Source organism: Shewanella canadensis (assembly GCF_003966225.1).
Classification (GTDB): Bacteria; Pseudomonadota; Gammaproteobacteria; order Enterobacterales; family Shewanellaceae; genus Shewanella; species Shewanella canadensis.
Genome location: NZ_RXNU01000005.1, coordinates 374,067 through 389,969, shown reverse-complemented (window position 1 = coordinate 389,969; position 15,903 = coordinate 374,067). Strand labels below are relative to the sequence as shown.

Sequence of the window (15,903 nt, the reverse complement as noted above, 5' to 3'; positions counted from 1 at the left end):
GCCTGTCAGTGAAACTGGCAGGCCTTTTAATTGTTCTATAAAGGTAAATGGTTAGCCGAGCGGTATATCCCGCAACCTACAAACTTTCTAGTTTTCAGGATAATAGACCGTTTTGGCACGTCTTATTTTCTGCATCTTATACTTTCGATGCTGCACCATGATAGTTACCACCTCTTCAATATCATCTGTTACGGTAAGTAACTCTAGATCTTCGGCTGAGATGAGTCCGTGCTTGAGTGGCTGAGCTGTCATCCAATCTAATAACCCTTGCCAAAAATCTTTCCCAAACAGCACGATAGGAATGGGGTAGATTTTATTAGTTTGCAATAAGGTCAGTGCTTCGAAGAACTCATCAAAGGTCCCAACCCTCCGGGCATACAGACATACCCCATGGAGTGTTTGACAAACATGACTTTTCTGGCGAAAAAATAACGATAATTGAGGGAGATATTTTGATAGGGGTTAGGTGACTGCTCCATGGGGAGGTCAATGTTCAGTCCGACAGATTTACCCATGCACTCATTGGCCCCTTTATTGCCCGCCTCCATAATTCCCGGGCCGCCACCTGTGATGGTGGCAAATCCCTCTTGGGCTAAACGCCGCGCCAGTTGCTCTGCTTTTTCATAATAGATGTTGTCGGAAGTGACCCTCGCTGAACCAAAGATCGATATGGCAAAGCCTAGATCTGAGAGGGCATCAATGCCTTCGGTAAACTCTGCGATAATCCTGAATAGACGCCATGACTCATCGCCTTTGAAATCATCAATCATATTTTGATACTCGATAGCTCATTTTGATAGTTCATTGGATAGAACATAAACATTATGAAGAGAGTGTCGACTTATTCTAAGTCTAGGTCAGAGTGATAAAATTCGCAGGATTAACAATTATAATTTATTGGTTAGGGTAGAAGCTTGATTCAAATAGAGAGCTGATTGGCGGATACAAAAAAGCTTACAGCTTAATTCTACAATAAGAATAAGCTATAAGCCTTTTCACTTCTTCTACGTTTTACACCTGATGGCTACTTGTCAGAATTGTGTTTGTCTGATGAGGCAACACCTGTACTTTTGTCAGCATTGTTTTCGCTGAGATTTTCAGCTTTACCCGCCTCATCTTTAGGTTTAGATTTTGGCTTAAGTTTATTGCCCTTGCCAAATTGAGTCATCTTATATTTGGCACTGTATTTCAAGACTGCAAGATTACTTGCAATCACACCAATCACTAAGATGATGATGAGCCAGGTTTCAAGATCTGACATCGATACTCCACAATTAACAAGCTATCAATATACCAAGTCGTTTAATCGACCGCTAAACGAGACTCACAGACACGAATATCTTCAGGTGTATCAACTTCCGGTGAGTCAAAAGCACTGATAGCGACCTTGATTTTATAGCCATGTTCGAGCGCTCTTAGTTGCTCAAGTTTTTCTAAATCTTCTAAACGTCCGAGCGGTAACTTAGCAAATGTAGAAACAAAACTTCTGGTGTAAGCGTAGACACCTAAGTGTTTATAAACAGGATGGTCGTTGGTATCTCTGCCGAACGGGATACGTGCACGAGAAAAATAGAGTGCATTAAAATCGTTATCGAATACCATTTTAACGTGCTTAGGATCGTCAAGTTCACATTTTTCTGTGATTTCAAAGCCTAAGGTTGCCATCCCAAATTCGCCTGGATGACGTTCAAACAGACTGATGATCTGTTCGATAGAGATGGGGTCGATTAAGGGCTGATCGCCTTGCAGGTTAACCACAAGATCGTCATCTTTCAGGCCTAATTGTGTAATGGCATCTTCGATACGATCTGTTCCAGAAGCGGCGTCAGGACTCGTCATGACCACTTTCCCACCGAATCCTTCAACTGCGTCTTTAATGCGGTCATCATCGGTCGCAACGTAGATAGCGGTTAAGCCTTTTGCCAAAGATGCACGTTCATAAACATGCTGGATCATCGGCTTACCGTTAATCGGCGCCAAAGGCTTGCCAGGGAAACGGCTTGAGCCATAGCGAGCTGGGATTAACAGGGTTACGTTCATTCGTTATACCTATGGTTTACAAAATCGAAAAGGGTTTACTTATAGAAAAAGGGCTCAATTAGAGCCCTTATCATATGGGTGACTAGATGCGGCGGAACAGCTTAGTTAGCATCTCGTCGGTCACTTTCTCTTCCCAACCTTCGCCATAAACGTTATCCCAAAGTGGTCCCATGCTCTTAGTCACGGCGACCATCTTAGCGATAGTTTCATCGGGAAGATCTTTACAGATGTTCTTCGGAAGCACGATGTTGTGCTTGTCCATCATCTTACGGAACTCTGCAACGCCTTCTGGGTAGAACTCTTCGAGTACATCGAAGGCCAGGCAGTTACCGATACCATGATGGTAGCCTAATACATAGCCCAGACCATAAGAGACGGCATGACAGGCACCAACCTGGCTATATGCGATACTCATTCCGCCCATATAGGAGGCCATCATCAACTTATCGGCTTTTTCAGCATGATCGTCGATGTAGACTTCACGACATAGATCCATCGATTTTTCAGCGAAGGCCTTAGCAAATTCGTTAAGGTAAGTCCCCTCCAATGATTCAACACAGTGAATATAACAATCCATACCCGTGTAGAACCATTGATCGGTTGGCACACCGGAGATGAGCTCTGAGTCCATGATGATCTGATCAAATACTGTGTAGTCAGAGTTTAGACCCAGCTTACGAACAGGACCACAAAGCACGGCAGTACGAGACGCTTCAGCACCCGTACCGGAGACAGTAGGTATACCGATATGGTGAATCGCCGGATTTTTAATCAGGTCCCAACCTTGGTACATCGCTGAGCCACCTGGGTTGGTTAGCATCAGAGAAACGGCTTTAGCTAAATCCAGTGTCGAACCGCCACCCAGACCCACAACGCTAACAGGCAGATTTTTGCTGAAAGCTTGAACCTGCTCAGTCAAGGCATCGACTTGCTTAGTCGTTGGTTCGTCATCTACGTTGACATAGATAAGCAGATCATGAGTTTTTACCGGAACACGGCCACCCAGTGGCTTGTCTTGATGGACATCATCTACAAGAAATACGACGAAATCTTCTTCAACTTTACGTTCTTCGCCCAATACTTTATCAAGGTCGGCAAATGAACCACGGCCAAAAATCATCTTGGGTACGCATTTGAAATTTTTAAAACTCATTACAACATTCTCCGTTGAAATGTGACCACGCCTTAGACAAGCTAAGGCGTGGTACAAGTATGGGTTAATTAAGCAAAGGCTTTCTTAATATTCTCGATACGCTGTGCGATCTCTTCTTCAGTCCAAGATAGCTTGATCAACATAGAGATAGTTCGGCTCATGATCGCATCAGATTTTGGTACCGACACGTTAGTATAGTCAGGGCGGTCTTCAATTAATGTGATTGGCAGGGCAGAGCAGGACTTGAGTTCTTGAATGTGCTTCCAATTACTTAGGTAGTGCCAGTTGTTTACATACCAGTAGAAGCAGCCGTCGACGCCATTTTCAGCCAGCTTCTTGTTGATCTCTATGGTACGTTCTTCTGTTGGCATCATAAAGGTTAGGAAACCCGCTGAATCACCTTCGGCATCTGGTAGTTCGCGGAAAGAGAGTTCAGCGATATCTTTTATGCCATTTTTGATGGTGCGCTTGTTTTTACGTTGAATATCGATAATGGTATCGAGTTTACGTAGTTGAGCCAGACCCATTGCTGAGTTCATCTCAGATATACGGAAGTTCAAGCCCATAATTGGGTGATCTTCGGCGCCACGATCGTTACCAACATGGTCATGACCATGGTCGGAGAACATGTGAGAGTTTTTGTAGATAGTTTCGCTGTTCGTGATCACAGCGCCGCCTTCACCACAGGTGATGGTTTTCACTGAATCGAATGAATAGCAACCCACGTCACCGATAGTACCCAGTGCCTGACCTTTATAGGTGCCACCAATGGCCTGACAAGCGTCTTCTAAAAGAACAAGGTCATGTTTTTCACATACGGCCTTAATCTCGTCAAGCTTGCCCATAGAGCCACACATATGCACTAAGTTAACCGCCTTAGTACGTGGTGTGATGGCGGCTTCAATGCCTTCAGGAGACAAACAGAGAGTCTCATCTATCTCGGCAAAAATGGGAACCGCACCGGCCATAAATACGGCTTCTACAGAGGCGACGAACGTGAAAGGAGGCACGATAACTTCGTCTCCGGCACCAATACCTGCAGCGGCAAGTGCCGTTTGAAGAGCTGCGGTACCGCTTGATAGAAGGTGTGCGTGTTTAACGTTCATCTTTTCACACAACAACTGCTCCATTTCGCGCGTCTTCCAACGATCATTACGCATATGATCGAAGTTATAACGGAAGGTGAAACCGTTCTCCATTACATCTGCAACTTCCTGCTTCTCTTCAGGACCAAATAATTCAAAACCAGGCATGGAAATTTCCTTAGAATTCGCTGCGCTTTTTGCGCGAGAAATAAAACATAACTAGAGGATTATAACTGGGATGGGCGGAAAACTGCGATGTTTATTAAGGATTATTTAGTTAATTTCGGTATTTTTTTCGATGATAGTATAAAGCGTGTACTAAAGGCCCGTTAATTTGGGGAGTTTAAGGGCCATTCGCTTTTTAGAGATTGAACGCTAATGGTAGAAAATATCGAGCCAGTGGCGACAAACGTCACCACTCAAAGCCCTATGGGTAATGAGCAAACACCCTTTACCCCTTTGACCATTAAACTTAGGGTTTAAATTTATCGTTATCGACAGTGACATCCAGATCAGACAGTAGTCCGTTATCGATACTGTAGATCCAACCATGAATGGATACGTTTTCCCCTCTCGCCCAGGCATCTTGAACTATGTTGGTGCTACTGACATTGCCAACCTGTTCGATGACGTTTAGCTCACAGAGGCGATCAAACTTCTCTTCACCCTCAAGCTTGTTCAGCTCGTTACTGTGAAGGCGGTGAATATCTCTGATATGGCCAAGCCAGTTGTCAATGAGTCCAAGTCTCTCTGTGCCCATTGCAGCCTTAACCCCACCACAGCCATAATGTCCAACCACCATGATATGTTTAACTTTTAGGACTTCCACGGCATATTGAAGTACCGATAAGCAGTTCAAATCTGTGTGGATCACCATGTTGGCAATATTTCGATGGACAAATACTTCACCGGGCATTAAGTCGATGATCTGATTTGAGGGAACGCGGCTGTCGGAGCAACCGATCCATAGATATTCAGGGTTTTGTTGAGTCGCGAGCTGTTCAAAAAAATCAGGTGTCTCTTTAACGATACGTTCAGCCCAGCGGCGATTATTTTCAAAAAGGGGAGTTAGTATTTTCATTTTTCTCAACAATTCAGTAAGTAAGGGTATTCCTCATTGCACAAAGATAATAGCATTGAAATACACCTTTGGTGGTCCATTCAGTAAAATACCCAATTAATATTAATTAATTATTAATACTTTTCTTTATCTGGTTGTTAACGTGGTTTTGTTGCGGTTGCGACTCAGGTTTTTTGGTAACTATTTATCATCAAAAGTGGCCTCTAAATCGGCAAAAGCGTTTAAGTTGGATAGTTGCCTTGTTACGCTACAGGGATAGCGTGAGTCATTAACCAATGACTCACTTAGATAGATATTTCGTTATGTCGTTTAAGGCTTGAGATGTTTATTTAGAAAATTAGTGAGTTGCTCATTGATAAATTCTGGTTGTTCCAGGCTGGAGATATGCCCCGCATTAGGAATATGAATATACTCACTGCCATCTATGGCGTCATGCATCAAGTATCCCTCGAGAACCGGACGCACACTGTCTTCGACACCTGTCATAATTAAGCAGGGTAGAGTGAGCTTTTCTACCTCTTCCATGGTATCTCGTCTGCCGAAGATGATCTTGCCTAGTCTGAATAGTGTTTCGACCAGTTCAGGGTTTAATTCGGCAAGAGATTGTTTGAAGTGAGCAAACAACTCGGGGGTATTTTGAGCCGCATCTTTAGCAAAAAACAGTGGAGCGATCTGTTCGATCAAAGGTGCAGGAACACCCTGGCTGGCTTTAATGATATCGAGCATATTGTAATACTTGGTTCGCGACACCTCGGGTTCAAAGCCAATAAAGCAGCCCATCATCACGAGCGTGGTAACACGTGTCGGTGCTTTTAATGCCAGTTCAGCGCCCCACATGCCTCCTACAGATAATCCAATGACCGAGAACGTCTCTATTTTCAAGGTATCCATGAGTGTTAGCATCTGATCGGCAATATGCTGTAGAGAGTGCGTGCTGTCCGGAATCGGGTCTGAATGACCATGACCCCATAGATCCGGAACAATACAACGATAATGCCGGGAAAGGTGAGCGAGTTGAGGCGCCCACATCTGTGAATCCCAAAGATAACTATGGCCAAATAAAAGCACCGGGCCATCGCCTATATCTAAATAGCTAAGACGTTTGTTATCTACTGTTATCTGATTTCTATAGGAAGAAAAATTCATATTTCCTGCTGCGTTAATGATTGATGAAAGTCGATAGTCGATTGAGCTAACCAAGATTTGGCGGTGGTGCAACTTTAAACACATATTCATCGACTAAAGATTGGATTCTGGTCATGATCTCTGTTTTAAGCTCGAGCTCAGCCTCGTTCAGAATTTGCTCTAATGCGTTAACATCGAATGCTCTGAGAATGTCAGATGAGACTGGGTAATAACTCAAATGCCAAGGTTCTGCATTGACGCCACTCAAGCCTTCCTGGAAGGGGAAATAGAAGCCAAAATCGCCGGCGTGCTTGACCAGCCAGCGATGCAGGTCCCCACAGGGGCCGGAAGAGAGGTATTCTGATGACACCAGCTGTAATTGACTACGCTCGATGCCGTTTTCATCATACACATCGATATCGGTGCCCCAATGATGCCTGGATGTGCCGGGCAGTGCAGACCAGAGCATGATGAGCTCTACGATCTCTTTATCACTCTTTTGCGTTAACTCGACGGGTTGTGAGTCTTTGTCGAGGACAGTTCGTTTGCCCAGGGCTTTATCATTCCAGATTTTTAACTGTTTGGAAAAGTCCCGGTAGCCAGAGCAAACCTTGATTTTAATTCCATCCAGACTCGCCGCTAACGCCATCTGTTCGAGGGCTTTAGCAGTTTCTCTTTCTAATAGATGGCCTTGATAGTCCACGAAATTGGCGTGTACAAGGCCATAAGGCGACGTCGTCGGTGTTAGCAAAGTAGCTTTTCCAAAATGACTTCATAACAAAGGGCGAGCTGTTCGAGATCGGCGACTTTAACACACTCATTCACTTTGTGAATGGTCGCATTGACAGGGCCAAGCTCGATGACATGTGCGCCGGTCGGTGCGATAAAGCGCCCATCGGATGTCCCACCAGTGGTTTGCGGATCGGTATCAGTGCCTGTCACTTGCTTTATCGCCTCTCGCGTCGCATCGAGTAGAGGCCCCTCTCCGGTCAGGAAAGGGAGGCCATTGAAGATCCAACTAATGTCATATTCCAGTCCATGGGCATCTAATATGTTGAGCACTCGTTTAATCAACTCTTCGGCGGTCACTTCAGTCGAATAGCGGAAATTAAACATGACCTCCAGTGAACCAGGAATAACATTTGATGCACCGGTACCCCCGTTAATATTGGCGATTTGGAAACTGGTTGGCGGGAAAAATTCGTTGCCATTATCCCACTTCATACGGGCCAACTCATCGAGCGCTGGGGCCGCATTGTGAATTGGATTATCGGCAAGGTGAGGATAAGCCACATGACCTTGGATGCCGTTTACCGTTAAGTTTCCGGTTAAGCTGCCTCTGCGGCCATTTTTAACGATATCACCCAGCTTATGGGTAGAAGACGGTTCACCGACTAATGCCCAGGTTATTTTCTCGTTACGTGCTTCAAGCGTATCTATGACCCGAGTTGTGCCATTGATAAATGGCCCCTCTTCATCACTGGTAATGAGAAAGGCGATTGAGCCGTTATGATCCGGGTGCTTCTCTACAAAACGTTCGGTGGCAACCAACATCGCCGCGAGTGAGCCTTTCATATCCGCGGCGCCCCGGCCGTGAAGGTATCCATCGATAACGACGGGATCGAAAGGAGGGGTATGCCAGCGGTTCAGATCGCCCACGGGAACCACATCGGTGTGACCCGCAAAACAGAACAGGGGCCCGCTATTACCACGTCTTGCCCACGTGTTGGTTGTATCATCAAAGACCATAGATTCGATGTCGAAGCCTTTGGCACTCAACCGTTCGGCCATCAGTTGTTGGCAGCCTTTATCTAAGGGGGTGACAGACTCTCGAGAGATAAGATCTTGGGCAAGGGTTAATACATCCTGACTCATAGGTTAAACCACGCTTTATATTCGGCTTCTTTAAAGCCTACCATGACTTTATCATTGGTGACTAAAACGGGCCTCTTGATCAATGTCGGATGTGTCAGCATCAACTCGATGGCCTTCGCTTCATCAATATTGGATCTGTCTTCATCGCTGAGATTTCTATAACTGGTGCTGCGCTTGTTGAACAGGATTTCCCAACCTAAATAGGCAGCCCAAGTCGCAACTTGATCTTTAGTCAGGCCATCAACACGAAAATCATGGAAAGGAATAGTAAGATCGTTGGCTTCAATCCATTTACGGGCCTTTTTGACCGTATCACAATTTTTTATGCCGAAAAGCGTCAAGGTGTTATCTCCGTTAATGGCGCGTTGAGTACGCCGGGTAGGTTATTGTCGTTAGTATTCTTAATGCATTGTGTCATTGCCTCCTTGATGTCTCAAGTTCTGTTAGCGTGAATAGCTGAACTTTTTTCATGAAGATAAACATTGGCGATGACGTAATTGGCAATGTTTAATTAACGCGCCATCGTATGGAACAACTATTTTTCAATCGCTTTTTAAATGACTTATTGCCTAGATATGGCTGGATGACAAGCAGGAGAAGGATGATATAGAGGGCTTTGGGGCGTTGGCTATTATTTATTGCAGCTGACGGGAGATAGAGAGAGCATTCGCTGGTCAAACTGGCTGCATAATAGGGAGGATAGGGCGGCTCATTCTGTCAAATAGAATAAACCGCAATAAGTATCAGAGTTCTACCGAGAAAATCACGTCTTTGCCTGCTTCTATGGAGCCCTGACGTTTATCCAATGAGCGGATATCTTCCATATTAGCCAGTACTACAGGGGTGAGCAGACTCTCTACCTGCTCTTTAAGGTACGCAAGGTCGAACTCAAGAATAGGCTCACCCACCTTAACGACTTGCCCCTCTTCGGCGAGACGTTTAAATCCATTACCACGCAGCTCTACTGTGCCTACACCGAAATGGACAAATAGTTCGAGCCCTTGAGGCGATTCGATGCTGAACGCATGATTTGTTTCGAATATTTTCCCGATGGTTCCGTCGATGGGAGCGACAATCAAGTGACCTTTTGGTTGAATGGCCAGGCCATCACCGACAATTTTTTCGGCAAAGACGACATCGGGAACCTTCTCAATGGCGACAATGTCGCCTGAAACGGGAGCAAAAACATCAATTCCGCCAACTAGGTTGGTTTGCCCCGACATTAAACGTCTGATACGGCTTAAAAATCCCATTTTTATCCCCTAGTACAAATAGTGTTATTCGCTATAATTTTTATTTTGACAAGCATACTCAATAATCTTCACTAGTAACAGTGCGATACGTAATGATTTAGTTCATCTATGCGTTGTATCAATAATGCTTCTTCACTGCATTTGATATAAGTGGCAAGTTCTTTATTACAAATTGTCGATTTCAGTTCCAGTAGTGAGTTTAAATTTACACTTAATTCATCGATTCCCATTCCGATAAGAATAGGCGCAACGAGTGGGTTGCTCGCCAGTTCGCCACAAAGTGAGACCGGAATACTCGCCTCTTTTGCTGTATCGATGGTTATCTTGATCAGCTTTAAAATTGAGGGAGATAAAGAGGGGTAGATTTTGGTTAAATCGGGGTTGGTTCTATCTGCGGCCATCGAGTATTGAGTAAGATCATTGGTTCCGATACTGATGAAATCCAAAAACGGTAACATGGAAGCCAGGTTTAACACTGCCGATGGGGTTTCAACTACGATTCCATAACTTAATTCACCGAAGCCCCGTTCATCCTCTATCAGCTCCGTTTTACACTCCTCAATCATGTTAAAGAGCTCATCTAACTCTTCAACTTGATTTATCATCGGAAACATCAGCCTGATACAGCCATGGTTAGCGGCGCGAAGTACCGCCTTTAATTGACTCTTAAACAGATCCGTATGAGCGAGGGAGTAGCGTGCACCACGAAATCCTAATGCCGGATTCACTTCTTGAGGGAGAGAAAGGCAGGGAAGTTCTTTATCTGCCCCGATATCAAATGTTCTGATGGTAAACGTTTTGCCATCGAGCAGTTGTAAGGCATCACAATAAAGGCCGTATTGAACATCTTCACTGGGCATGTGGCTTGCGTTCATCAACATGAACTCAGTCCTGAATAATCCTATGCCGTCGGCACCCACATCAGAAACATGGCTTATATCACTTAAAGAACCCACATTCGCCAAAAGTGAAATTCTATGTTTGTCGCGGGTTTCGGTAGGAAGATCTTTAAATTTTTGTAATCTACTCTTTCTTAACTTATCTTCCGATCCGATCCGTTCTAAACGGTTAATAACCTCTTGGTCTGGATTCACATGCAGCTGGCCAGATAATGCATCGAGTGCTATTTGTTGATTGTTGGTCAGTTCTTCGTCGAAATCACAACTGAGCAGTGCCGGGATCCCAGCACTTCTGGCTAAGATAGCCGTGTGGCTCGTGAGGCCACCAGTTTTCAATACAATGCCATTTATCTTATCTAACGGCAGCGTTGCAAATTCGGCGGGGGTTAAGTCTGTGGCGAGCAATATGGTGGGGTAAGTTAAGTTTTCAAGATCATGTTCTAAGCTGCCATTGATGGCCGCGATTAAGCGACTGCCGAGGCAGAGGACATCTTCGGCTCTGTTAGCCAGGTAAGGGTCCTCCATGGCTAGCATTTGGTTAGCCTGTTGAGCAAAGACCCGCTGTACTGCCACACTGGCGGTAAACTGTTGCTCGCCTATGCTGGTTAACAGTTGATGAGTTAACTCTTCATCTTCGAGTAGTAAAATATCGGCTTCAATCAGTTGGTAATTGTCGCAATCGGCTTCGAGTCTGTGTAATCCGGTCTGTAATAGCTGTAACAGTTGTGCGATAGCGTGAGATAACGTTATTTGTTCCGCTTTTACATTGGATAAAGGAAGGAGTTGATAGTCTAATTCAGTGCTATGTTGATGCAGTATTCTCGATTGGCCAAATGCGATGCCGGGTGAAACTACTATTCCCGAAGTGGACATACTCAATTCCTGTATAAGACAAGTTACAGTGTAATATACGCAAACTCCTTCAAAGTGCAAGATTCACACTTTTGAGGTGGGAGGCATTTATGATCAGAGTTGGGAGTTAAGTGTCAGCCGGGCTTGGAGTTTTCGTGTTTTTGAAGCGAAGCTTTGTAGATGGAACCGAGGGTCAATTAGCTAAGTGTGATTAATAGTTCAGATACTTTCTCAACGGCTTGCTCCGCTTGAGGTCCATCTGCCAGCACTTTTACTGTCATCCCATGGTACAAACCTAAGGTTTGTAACTTAAATAAACTTTTAGCACTCGCCTGTTTACCATTACATTCCACCAGAACATCACAGTCATAGGTTCTGGCTTCCTTGACAAGCAGCGCAGCCGGGCGAGTATGAATACCATGCTTGGCGGTAATAGTGACTGATTTTTCATACATAGGATTAATACTCTTAAATAGTTTGAACGGAATAAACTAATATTCCGTGATCTGATAGTTTTTCTTTTTTAAAGCGATGATAGCCTTAGATAATTTATCTTTCTTAACTAAGATGTAATCGGTGTCGAACGTCGAAATAGCAAAGATACTAATGTCTGCGTCGGCCAAAGCACCCGATACGCTGGCCAGAATTCCCGTCATAGAGAAGCCTAACGGACCTATCACTTCGATGCAGCGCCAGTTACTCTCCTCTTCGAGACTATCGAGATTAAGTTCTGCGGGAACGACCACGGATAACTCATCTTTGGTTTTTCCAACAAAAAACATCTCTTGTTGGAATATCTCTGCTGCAATCGAAGCGTCAGGGCTGAAGCTGTGAATGCTATAGAGTTGAGAATGAACGGCTAGAGTCATTCGCGCCATGGGTAGGTGTGACCTCAATTGAGAATAAAAACCTTATTCCATAAGCTTATCACACTTTATCTAACAGATTGGAGGCGAAACGCCCCCAACGACCCCATTTGAAACTTAAACTTTAAATTGGCCAAGGGTCTGCGCCGTGTCTTTACTGATGTTCTGCAGGGAAACGGCTGCACAACGATTGCTCTCGTTAGCCTGTACCGAGACCTCTGTGAGCTCGGTAATGCTACAGATATTTCGGTTAATCTCTTCGGTAACCAAGGATTGTTCCTCGGTGGCACTGGCGAGCTGGGTATTCATATCACTGATATGGGCGATAAGCGCTAAAATTTCTCCTAATGCATCACCTGCTTCCCTGGCTTGCGACTGAAGTTGAACCGAGGTTTGTTGCGTGCCAGCGTTGCTGGTCATGACCGAAGAGACACCCGATTGTATTTCGGTAATAATCTTTTGAATTTCATTGGTTGATTCTTGAGTTCGGGTTGCCAGAGCCCTGACTTCATCGGCTACGACCGCAAAGCCTCTGCCGTGCGTGCCGGCTCGTGCGGCTTCAATAGCTGCATTGAGTGCTAATAGGTTAGTCTGTTCAGCAATGCCTCTTATGACGTCCAAAATACTGCCGATCTGCTGTGAGGAGTTGCCTAAATCATGTGTAATTGACTCTGCGGTTTGCAGCGCATCGACCAATTGCTCAGAATTGGACACCGTCAGGTCCATCATGGCTTTACTTTGCTGAGCCTGGTTTTTTACGCTGTTAGCGGCATCTGCAGCCTGTTGAGTATTACTGGCCATCTCATGGGTTGTAGATAACATTTGATTGATGGCTGTGGCAACGCTGCTTGTTTCTTGATGAAGATTGTCGACGCTCAGGTTCGTCTCCTCGACAGATGCGAGTAAGCGGTTTGCATCTTGATTCAAGCTAGATCCTAGTGGCTTTAGATGCCCGACTGTGTTTCCAATCTTTTCAACAAAAAGATTAAAGGCAATAGCGAGCTCGACCACTTCATCATTACCTTTTGTCGGCAGACGTTTAGTCAGGTCGCCTTCACCTTTGGCAATATCTTCCATTGCTGCAATGGCTTCTTTTAATGGCGTACTGATGGAGTGGTTGAGAACAAGGAAAAAAGCAAATATTGGCGCGGCAATCAAGGTCATGATGACCAGATAACCGGGGAGTAGTGCGATCGTGGCGTCGTTAATGTCGCTCATGTAAGCGCCGGTTATCAGCGTCCATTGCCAGGATGGATAATACCTGGCCTCAAGCATTTTCTCTTCTACGACACCAGATACCGGTTTTTTAAAGGCAAATGTCTGTTTAGCAACAGAGTTTCTCTGTGCTTCTTTTACCATATCAGACAGTGTGATATGACCATCTTGTGCTCGAATAATGTCTGAAGTTTGGCCAATGAGTTTTGGAGAGACGCCATGGGAGATGATGTTATTCTCTGCATTAACAAGGATAAAAAATCCATCATGACCAAAGTTTATTTTATTGACTAAGTTTGCCGCTTCCTGTTTGGCATCATCTAAGGTTATCTTGCCTTCGAGTGCCTGTTGGCGATGCGCCTCTATAACACTGAGAACGGTACTGAGTTGTGCATCATTTTGAACCCATTTCTGTTCAATCAGGTTATTTCTTTGTTCAATGATGGAGAAACTGGCAAAAACAAAGGTGCCTATAGCGGCAAGCGCTAACATCAAGATTAAACGGTGAAGTATAGTGAAACGTCTGAGTATGGCTATCATAGATATCCTATCTAAAAATGGGCGTAACAACAGATGAAATATACCTTGATAAAGAGTGTAATTGAATGATTTACAGGTGATTTATGACTCTTTTGTCAAATATTAGAGCTTGTTCACTTTATCGAGAAAATTATATGAAATTCGTTAAAGTTCTATGAATCTATCTGTTTTAATCAATCAACTTGCACGTTAGTGCCAAAACGGTGGCTAGAAGACAATATATCCATATATTACAGCGGGTTAGTGGTGACTTGTGGTTTGCTTGTTTAGAAATTGTTTAATATATTGTTTTCGCTTTGATTTTTTGTTCATTTGAGCGCAAAATTAAACATTGTCTTTTATTGGTTTAGCCCATGAATAAATCACCTGAAATTGTTACCTCTGACGATATCTTATTGAAATTGTGCCATTCAGTTTCTCACGTACTATCGAGTACAACCGCGAGCCAAATTTCTCATGCCGCGATGGTTCAAAGCATCACTCGTACCTGCCTAAAGCCTGATCTAGGTTGTTTTTCTATTTTCGACGGTGGGTTTTCCGGTTTAGTTGTTATCAATTTCTCGGCACCTGCTGCGATTGAGATCTATCGCTCATACATGCAACAGATGGGAATGCCTGAAGCTGAGTTAGCCTTCTCTCATACATCGGATGAAGTCGGTGATGTAATGGGGGAGTTGATGAATCAAATTTTGGGTGACTTTATCAGCAAAGTGAATAAACAGCTTCAAACCTCCATTCATCAGAGTCAGCCAAAGATGTTGACGATTAATAAAGAACTCACTATCTCCATTGACACGAATTTAGATGAAGCCGTGGCGAGACGAGTCTCGTTTAGAACTCAAAACAATCATATTTTTTATCTTGAGTTCGCTATGGATAAAACCGAGTTTATCAAGTTAGACGAGTTCGATGCCGAAGATGAGTTCGATCCAGATGATCTTTTGGCTGAACATGGTAACAAGCATGAGAGTAAGCCAGAAGCTTCTCCCTGGACTCAGGCTGCAAATAAAGAGATGGCAGGTGATGATGCGGATGATCTGCTTAACGAGTTGGGAATTTAACCCTGTGTATTGATACCGTTTTGACGGCACTTAGCACTTATACCAATCGGTATTATATAGCTGGTGCCGTTAAATTAATGTTCACTTAATTGTCGCGTATAGCGATGAGTTTGAATCAACGCCGGCAATTTATCGTTAAGAATGTGTTGACTGCAGATTTTGACTTTTTAGATAGTTGTTGCATGAAATTAAAGCTTGGGGACCTTATCTGATAGTCATCTTGCATATCCTCAAGCATTTTAAGCCAGAGTTTCGCTGTCACTTCTGAATCGGCGAGCGCTCTGTGAAAAACACCGTCATTCTCAATCTGTTTATATTCGACGAGTCCCCCCAGTTTATGATTAGGGGCGGCTTGATATAGCCTGCGGGCAATCAACATAGAACAGGCAAATTCGCCGCCATAAGTTCTACCAATTCCATCGAGCTCGGCATCGAGAAATCGCTTATCGAATGACGCATTGTGAGCGACTAAATTTTCATTACCGATGAAATCTGCAAATTGAGCCATGACCTCACTGCAGGAAGGTGCTGAATTCAACATGGCATTTGTTATGCCTGTGTAACCTTCGATAAAACCACTGACTCTAAAGCCCGGATTCATTAACTGTTGAAATGTATCGACGACAATCCCATCTTGTAACTTTACGGCACCAATCTCAATGGCGCGATCGCCTTGATTGGGTGATAAGCCAGTGGTTTCGAAATCGAGGACGATTACTGAATTTGCGGAACTAGTGGTCATGGATATAGAACCTTACTTTAATTTTATCAACGGAATACAGAAAACAACGCCCATTTATTCTGACTCCTTGTGATACGGGTATAAATGTACATAAGTGTTCTAAACACAAAAGCCCG

General features: G+C 44.2%; 18 protein-coding genes. 1 reads left to right on the top strand and 17 read right to left on the bottom strand.

Annotation, left to right across the window (positions count from 1 at the left end; all coding sequences use genetic code 11):
* Positions 1-87: 87 nt before the first annotated feature.
* From EKG38_RS25400 to EKG38_RS12200, 16 genes are all read right to left on the bottom strand, one after another.
* Positions 88-327: an LOG family protein gene (locus tag EKG38_RS25400; RefSeq protein ID WP_342775842.1), complete on the bottom strand. Its 240-nt coding sequence runs from the start codon at positions 325-327 to the stop codon at positions 88-90.
* A gap of 5 nt (positions 328-332) precedes the next feature.
* Positions 333-770 carry an LOG family protein gene (locus EKG38_RS25395; RefSeq protein WP_342775841.1) on the bottom strand — a complete coding sequence of 146 codons (438 nt, stop codon included), beginning with the start codon at positions 768-770 and terminating at the stop codon, positions 333-335.
* Positions 771-1,024: 254 nt separating this feature from the next.
* A complete protein-coding gene (locus tag EKG38_RS12265; protein ID WP_126520531.1) occupies positions 1,025-1,261 on the bottom strand; it encodes a DUF2897 family protein in 237 nt (78 codons plus the stop codon).
* 41 nt (positions 1,262-1,302) lie between these two features.
* Positions 1,303-2,040 (bottom strand): 8-amino-3,8-dideoxy-manno-octulosonate cytidylyltransferase KdsB, encoded by a 738-nt coding sequence (gene kdsB / locus EKG38_RS12260; RefSeq protein ID WP_126520530.1) that lies wholly within the window; start codon positions 2,038-2,040, stop codon positions 1,303-1,305.
* An 82-nt stretch (positions 2,041-2,122) separates the two neighbouring features.
* On the bottom strand, positions 2,123-3,193 hold the full coding sequence (gene kdnB / locus EKG38_RS12255) for a 3-deoxy-alpha-D-manno-octulosonate 8-oxidase KdnB (RefSeq protein WP_126520529.1): 1,071 nt from the start codon (positions 3,191-3,193) through the stop codon (positions 2,123-2,125).
* Between the two features lie 68 nt (positions 3,194-3,261).
* Positions 3,262-4,446, bottom strand: coding sequence for an 8-amino-3,8-dideoxy-alpha-D-manno-octulosonate transaminase KdnA (gene kdnA / locus EKG38_RS12250; protein WP_126520528.1), 1,185 nt, complete (start codon positions 4,444-4,446; stop codon positions 3,262-3,264).
* Positions 4,447-4,750: 304 nt separating this feature from the next.
* Positions 4,751-5,359: a carbonate dehydratase gene (gene can / locus EKG38_RS12245; RefSeq protein WP_126520527.1), complete on the bottom strand. Its 609-nt coding sequence runs from the start codon at positions 5,357-5,359 to the stop codon at positions 4,751-4,753.
* Between the two features lie 309 nt (positions 5,360-5,668).
* Positions 5,669-6,505 carry an alpha/beta fold hydrolase gene (locus tag EKG38_RS12240; RefSeq protein WP_126520526.1) on the bottom strand — a complete coding sequence of 279 codons (837 nt, stop codon included), beginning with the start codon at positions 6,503-6,505 and terminating at the stop codon, positions 5,669-5,671.
* 46 nt (positions 6,506-6,551) lie between these two features.
* Positions 6,552-7,235 (bottom strand): M15 family metallopeptidase, encoded by a 684-nt coding sequence (locus EKG38_RS12235; RefSeq protein WP_126520525.1) that lies wholly within the window; start codon positions 7,233-7,235, stop codon positions 6,552-6,554.
* The gene (dapE, locus tag EKG38_RS12230) at positions 7,229-8,359 is read right to left on the bottom strand and encodes a succinyl-diaminopimelate desuccinylase (RefSeq protein WP_126520524.1); all 1,131 of its coding nucleotides are present in this window, start codon (positions 8,357-8,359) and stop codon (positions 7,229-7,231) included. Before dapE ends, EKG38_RS12235 begins: the two co-directional genes overlap by 7 nt.
* A complete protein-coding gene (locus EKG38_RS12225; protein WP_126520523.1) occupies positions 8,356-8,700 on the bottom strand; it encodes an ArsC family reductase in 345 nt (114 codons plus the stop codon). The genes dapE and EKG38_RS12225 overlap by 4 nt, the downstream gene beginning before the upstream one ends.
* Before the next feature lie 402 nt (positions 8,701-9,102).
* Positions 9,103-9,612: a PTS glucose transporter subunit IIA gene (crr, locus tag EKG38_RS12220; RefSeq protein ID WP_126520522.1), complete on the bottom strand. Its 510-nt coding sequence runs from the start codon at positions 9,610-9,612 to the stop codon at positions 9,103-9,105.
* Positions 9,613-9,683: 71 nt separating this feature from the next.
* Entirely contained in the window at positions 9,684-11,384 is a 1,701-nt protein-coding gene (gene ptsP, locus EKG38_RS12215) for a phosphoenolpyruvate--protein phosphotransferase (RefSeq protein WP_126520521.1), read from the bottom strand.
* 176 nt (positions 11,385-11,560) lie between these two features.
* Positions 11,561-11,818, bottom strand: a complete 258-nt coding sequence (locus EKG38_RS12210) for an HPr family phosphocarrier protein (RefSeq protein ID WP_012142758.1) — start codon at positions 11,816-11,818, stop codon at positions 11,561-11,563.
* 36 nt (positions 11,819-11,854) lie between these two features.
* Positions 11,855-12,241, bottom strand: a complete 387-nt coding sequence (locus EKG38_RS12205) for an ACT domain-containing protein (RefSeq protein ID WP_126520520.1) — start codon at positions 12,239-12,241, stop codon at positions 11,855-11,857.
* A 105-nt stretch (positions 12,242-12,346) separates the two neighbouring features.
* A complete protein-coding gene (locus EKG38_RS12200) occupies positions 12,347-13,984 on the bottom strand; it encodes a methyl-accepting chemotaxis protein (RefSeq protein WP_126520519.1) in 1,638 nt (545 codons plus the stop codon).
* Between the two features lie 353 nt (positions 13,985-14,337).
* Between EKG38_RS12200 and EKG38_RS12195 the strand changes: the two genes are divergently transcribed.
* The gene (locus EKG38_RS12195) at positions 14,338-15,045 is read left to right on the top strand and encodes a DUF3334 family protein (protein ID WP_126520518.1); all 708 of its coding nucleotides are present in this window, start codon (positions 14,338-14,340) and stop codon (positions 15,043-15,045) included.
* 115 nt (positions 15,046-15,160) lie between these two features.
* Here EKG38_RS12195 and EKG38_RS12190 read toward each other — a convergent pair whose 3' ends face one another.
* On the bottom strand, positions 15,161-15,787 hold the full coding sequence (locus EKG38_RS12190; RefSeq protein ID WP_126520517.1) for a 3'-5' exonuclease: 627 nt from the start codon (positions 15,785-15,787) through the stop codon (positions 15,161-15,163).
* Positions 15,788-15,903: the final 116 nt, after the last annotated feature.